Below are 4,310 nucleotides of genomic sequence, written 5' to 3'. Positions count from 1 at the left end.
CGCCGTAGGCGCCAGATCCTAAGTCTGGTGCGTCTGCCAATTCCGCCACATCCGCATTTTACTTTATATATAGTTGGTGGAGGATGGTGGATTCGAACCACCGAAAGCAATGCTAACAGATTTACAGTCTGCCCCCTTTGGCCGCTCGGGAAATCCTCCACGTTGGAGCTGGTGATAGGAATCGAACCTACAACCTGCTGATTACAAGTCAGCTGCTCTACCGTTGAGCCACACCAGCATATTGGCGGGAATAACAGGACTCGAACCTGTGACCCATTGATTAACAGTCAATTGCTCTACCAACTGAGCCATATTCCCATATATGGCGGAGAGGGTGGGATTCGAACCCACGGTGCGTTTCCGCATCACTGGTTTTCAAGACCAGCTCCTTAAACCACTCGGACACCTCTCCGTTACAAATATTATTTTATTAAATTTATTAAATTTCGTCAATAGTTTTTTTGAAAAAATTTACAAATTATAAATTTAAAGATATGTTGGTTAATTTAGCAACTAAATAACTTGTATAACTATAAATATTATTAGAAATAGCGATATTTTAAATATCGCTATTTTACTATAGTAACAACTTCATTCATAGGTTGTCTTAACTTAGGTTTTGCTTTATTAACTCTATATCCAAAAGCACATCCTATAGTTACTTGGAATTTATCTGTATCTATTAAACCTCTATCTAAAAGTATTTTTTCAACAGCTTTCTTATCCATACCACCTATTGTACAAGAATCTATATTTAACATAGCTGCACTTAACATCATACTTGATAGAGCAATGTAAGTTTGCTCATTAGCATAAGCTTGCATATTTCTATCATCACCTACAATATCTTCTGCAGTTTTAAGAAATTCTTTCATTTTAGATGCTGCATCTTCTGGAAGGTGTTGTACATCTTTTAATAAATGTTCTATGTAAGTTGAATTTGATCTTATTTCCTTTGGAGTTCTAGTTAAAAATATTACAAAATTACTACAAGTAGGTATTTGCTTTGTTCCACCGAAACATACTTTTCCTAATTCATCCTTTAATTCTTGATTTTCTATAACAATAAAATGCCAAGGTTCTATACCTACAGAACTAGGGGCTAATCTACCACCTTCAATTATAACTTCTAAGTCTTCGGAACTTATTTTTTTAGTTGAATCAAACTCTTTACATGCATGTCTAAAGTTTAATATATCCATTACTTCATTTCTATTCATAATTACTACTCCTTTAATAATACTAATTTTAAAATTTAGGTTAATCGTTTTGAGCAACGGATATATCTAAAGTGTTTCGCCAACACGTTGTTCAAAGTGGGAAAGAAGATATATCGTTGGCGAAATAAAAATTAGCGCCACACGTGGCTTAAAGTAATTCGCCGACACGTCGCTCAAGCGAAGTGAATTTTTTTACGATTAATTGAAAATATATTATTATATCCTTATAATTATATCCATAACTTAGAAAAATATTTATTGTAATTTCTTGATAATTATAAAATAATTTAATGTTAAAAGGAAATTACTTAAGTGTTGTTTAAATATAATATAAAAATAAGTAAAAGGAGAAGAAATAATGACAATTAAAGAAATTATGACTAGCAATAAACCATATATATCTAAATATGGAAAAATGGATGAGACATTAAAAACAAAAGCAAAAAATTTATTATGGGAATTTAATAACTCAAGACCAGATGATAATAAAAGACGTAGTGAGATTTTACAAGAATTATTAGGAACTTGTAGTAAATTGACTTTTATTGAGCCAGTGTTTAAATGTGATTATGGATTTAATATTCATACCGAGGGTTTAGTTTTTATAAATTATAACTGTGTTATGCTTGATACATCGCCAATACATATAGGTGAGAATGCTTTTATAGGACCTGGAACTTGTTTAACTTGTGCAGGTCATGCCATTGATGCAAAAGAACGTGGTATGGGTGTTGGAACTTCTAAGCCAATTACATTGGAAAAAGATGTATGGATAGGTGCAAACTGCACTGTTTGTGGAGGTGTAACAATAGGTCAAGGTAGTGTGATAGGAGCAGGGAGTGTAGTTACAAAAGATATTCCACCAGGTGTTATAGCTGTTGGTAATCCTTGCAAAGTTTTGAGACCTATCACTGAAGAGGATAGGATTTTGTTAAAAGATAATAATTAATGCAGGTGTATTTTTAATAAAAAGGTAGTTACTTTTGCTAATTAAAAAAAGCTTATGTAGCTATCTTTTTATTGTGATAATACAATAAAGTTTACAATTGTTATATAATGCGAATAATTTATATTCATAATTTTCATTAAAAAAGAGGCTTTTAAAAAGCCTCTTTTTTAGTCTATTAATATTTAAGATTTTATAACAATTTATCGTTTATATTTAAATAACTCTATTCTATTGATTCACATAGTTTATAAACAATAGAGTTACTTTTTAGTACTATTGCTGAATAAGTTTTAACTTATAGTGTTCTCAAGCTTAATAACCTTGAATTTGATACTTTTTACGATATATATAAATGACCAACTTAATATCTTTGGTCTAATTTTATTAGAAACCATCAAAATTTTAACACCTATAAAACTCATAACTAAAACAATAAGAGCTTTAAATACTGCTATGTCTGTACCAAAGTATATAGGTAGCTCAGGATTTATAATATGTATAATTAAAAACACAGGTGATACTAAAAAAGCTGCTCCTGTAAAATATAAAGATGCTAGTACAACCAGTACAGAAATAATAATTGGAATCATTATTATCAAGTTTAGCACACCAAAGCCTAATGTGATAATAGAATTTAATGCACTAGCATATGTTTTGATTCCATTTATTCTATTTGAATTTTCTATAAAATATTCCGCTATAATATTATTGCCTATATACTCTGCATCTCCTAATTCTGAAATTAATTCTTGCTCTGTTTTACCACTTTCTGCACCTTAATAGAAGTAATTTTGGTAATCTTCCAAGATGTCGTTTATATATAATTCTGGTAAGCAATTTATTTTATTTTTTAATTTATTTAAATAGTTATTCATTATCTCTAACTCCTTTTATAAATTTTGTGATAGAACTTGAAATACTTATCCAATCCTCGCTCTGATTTTTAAAATGTTCTTTTCCAAGGGAAGATATTTTATAATACTTTCGAGGTGGTCCTGATTCCGACTCTACGATATAATACTCTAAATATTTATCATTCTGTAATCTTTTTAATATAGGATACATCGTACCTTTTGTGATTTCTACAACCTTTGATACTTCTTCTATCAACTCATATCCATAACAATCTTTACTATATAATGTACCTAATACACAAAGTTCTAGTATTCCCTTTTTAAACTGACTATCAAAAAAAATCACCTCCTATACATTTATTATATAACATACTAGTATGTTATGAAATATAGCTTGTTATATATACTATATTATAGAAATTATTATTTAAGTATAAGTAAAATCATTTCTTTAGTGATAAATTGTTATATAATGTGAATTAAAGCTTATAGCTATCTAAAGTGTTCACGAAGTCTGGACACTTTATTATTCTACACTCTGCTAAAATTAAATTAGTAATTATTATAAAGTTTGAAATAAATATTAATAGTATTTTATGGGGGGATAAATCAATGAAAAAAATAATTACATTTATAACAGTATATATTTTTGCCTTTGCATAAGCTGATGTAGCAATGATAATCAAAAAACAAATTGAATATGGAGTATATTCAAGGTAAAGGTGGAGAAGTTATTTACTGCTCAAAGGAAAACAAAGATGTGTATCCTAATGCATATATTAAAAATATAGTTTGTACATTAGAAGAATCTTCTATAACTATTACAAATAAAGATACAGGTGAAGAGTGGATTGGAAACTGCAAAATAATCGATAAAGATAGTAAATCAATAATTTATGAAGTAACATTTGATAACAATGAAACTGGGAATTTAGTAAAGAGTTTTACCAAATATGCAGACAACACTCAGCATGATACGTTGATTATTTCATATGGGGAATATTCATTAAATTTAACTATTCAATAAAACATCTGTTTTAGTGAACATTATTTTTTCTCGTGATTAAATTAACTATTGAAATAGAATATGAACTAGCTAGTAAATATTTACTAGCTTCAGATTGTAGACAAAATAGCCATTTTTACTTATATTAAATGGCTATTTTCTTTTTTATAAAGATTTTTAGTGATAATATACTAAAAATAGGCGTGAGCCTTAGATTATTGGATGTATCTTTCCACATCCAATTAGCTAATTTTTTTAGATTCATGCATGAGAAAATAAGA

Annotated in this window: 5 protein-coding genes and 4 tRNA genes; 3 read left to right on the top strand and 6 right to left on the bottom strand. The window is 28.8% G+C overall.

Annotation, left to right across the window (positions count from 1 at the left end):
• Nucleotides 1–74: 74 nt before the first annotated feature.
• From BN7997_RS10135 to BN7997_RS10115, 5 genes are all read right to left on the bottom strand, one after another.
• Nucleotides 75–159, bottom strand: a tRNA-Tyr gene (locus tag BN7997_RS10135).
• 4 nt (nt 160–163) lie between these two features.
• Nucleotides 164–238: transfer RNA gene (locus tag BN7997_RS10130), tRNA-Thr, on the bottom strand.
• Between the two features lie 4 nt (nt 239–242).
• Nucleotides 243–318 (bottom strand) — tRNA-Asn (locus tag BN7997_RS10125).
• Between the two features lie 5 nt (nt 319–323).
• Nucleotides 324–412: transfer RNA gene (locus BN7997_RS10120), tRNA-Ser, on the bottom strand.
• 157 nt (nt 413–569) lie between these two features.
• Nucleotides 570–1,220, bottom strand: coding sequence for an NAD(P)H-dependent oxidoreductase (locus BN7997_RS10115; protein ID WP_071120670.1), 651 nt, complete (start codon nt 1,218–1,220; stop codon nt 570–572).
• 358 nt (nt 1,221–1,578) lie between these two features.
• Between BN7997_RS10115 and BN7997_RS10110 the strand changes: the two genes are divergently transcribed.
• Nucleotides 1,579–2,169: a sugar O-acetyltransferase gene (locus tag BN7997_RS10110; RefSeq protein ID WP_071120669.1), complete on the top strand. Its 591-nt coding sequence runs from the start codon at nt 1,579–1,581 to the stop codon at nt 2,167–2,169.
• A gap of 453 nt (nt 2,170–2,622) precedes the next feature.
• Nucleotides 2,623–2,949 (top strand): hypothetical protein, encoded by a 327-nt coding sequence (locus BN7997_RS16055; protein ID WP_071120668.1) that lies wholly within the window; start codon nt 2,623–2,625, stop codon nt 2,947–2,949.
• An 87-nt stretch (nt 2,950–3,036) separates the two neighbouring features.
• Here BN7997_RS16055 and BN7997_RS10100 read toward each other — a convergent pair whose 3' ends face one another.
• Complete coding sequence (locus tag BN7997_RS10100) at nt 3,037–3,369, bottom strand: PadR family transcriptional regulator (protein ID WP_242873409.1); 333 nt, start codon at nt 3,367–3,369, stop codon at nt 3,037–3,039.
• A 354-nt stretch (nt 3,370–3,723) separates the two neighbouring features.
• On the opposite strand from BN7997_RS10100, the gene BN7997_RS10095 reads away from it, so the two are divergent.
• Nucleotides 3,724–4,050 carry a hypothetical protein gene (locus tag BN7997_RS10095; RefSeq protein ID WP_071120667.1) on the top strand — a complete coding sequence of 109 codons (327 nt, stop codon included), beginning with the start codon at nt 3,724–3,726 and terminating at the stop codon, nt 4,048–4,050.
• Nucleotides 4,051–4,310: the final 260 nt, after the last annotated feature.

This window comes from Romboutsia timonensis, from assembly GCF_900106845.1.
In the GTDB taxonomy this organism is placed as follows: Bacteria; Bacillota; Clostridia; order Peptostreptococcales; family Peptostreptococcaceae; genus Romboutsia; species Romboutsia timonensis.
This window is presented reverse-complemented; position numbering and strand designations above follow the sequence as displayed.

What these genes read in the sequence shown, in the direction of transcription:
- BN7997_RS10095 (WP_071120667.1), top strand. Translation starts at nt 3,724, where the DNA reads ATGGAGTATATTCAAGGTAAAGGTGGAGAAGTTATTTACTGCTCAAAG.
- BN7997_RS16055 (WP_071120668.1), top strand. Translation starts at nt 2,623, where the DNA reads ATGTCTGTACCAAAGTATATAGGTAGCTCAGGATTTATAATATGTATA.
- BN7997_RS10115 (WP_071120670.1), bottom strand. Translation starts at nt 1,220, where the DNA reads ATGAATAGAAATGAAGTAATGGATATATTAAACTTTAGACATGCATGT.
- BN7997_RS10110 (WP_071120669.1), top strand. Translation starts at nt 1,579, where the DNA reads ATGACAATTAAAGAAATTATGACTAGCAATAAACCATATATATCTAAA.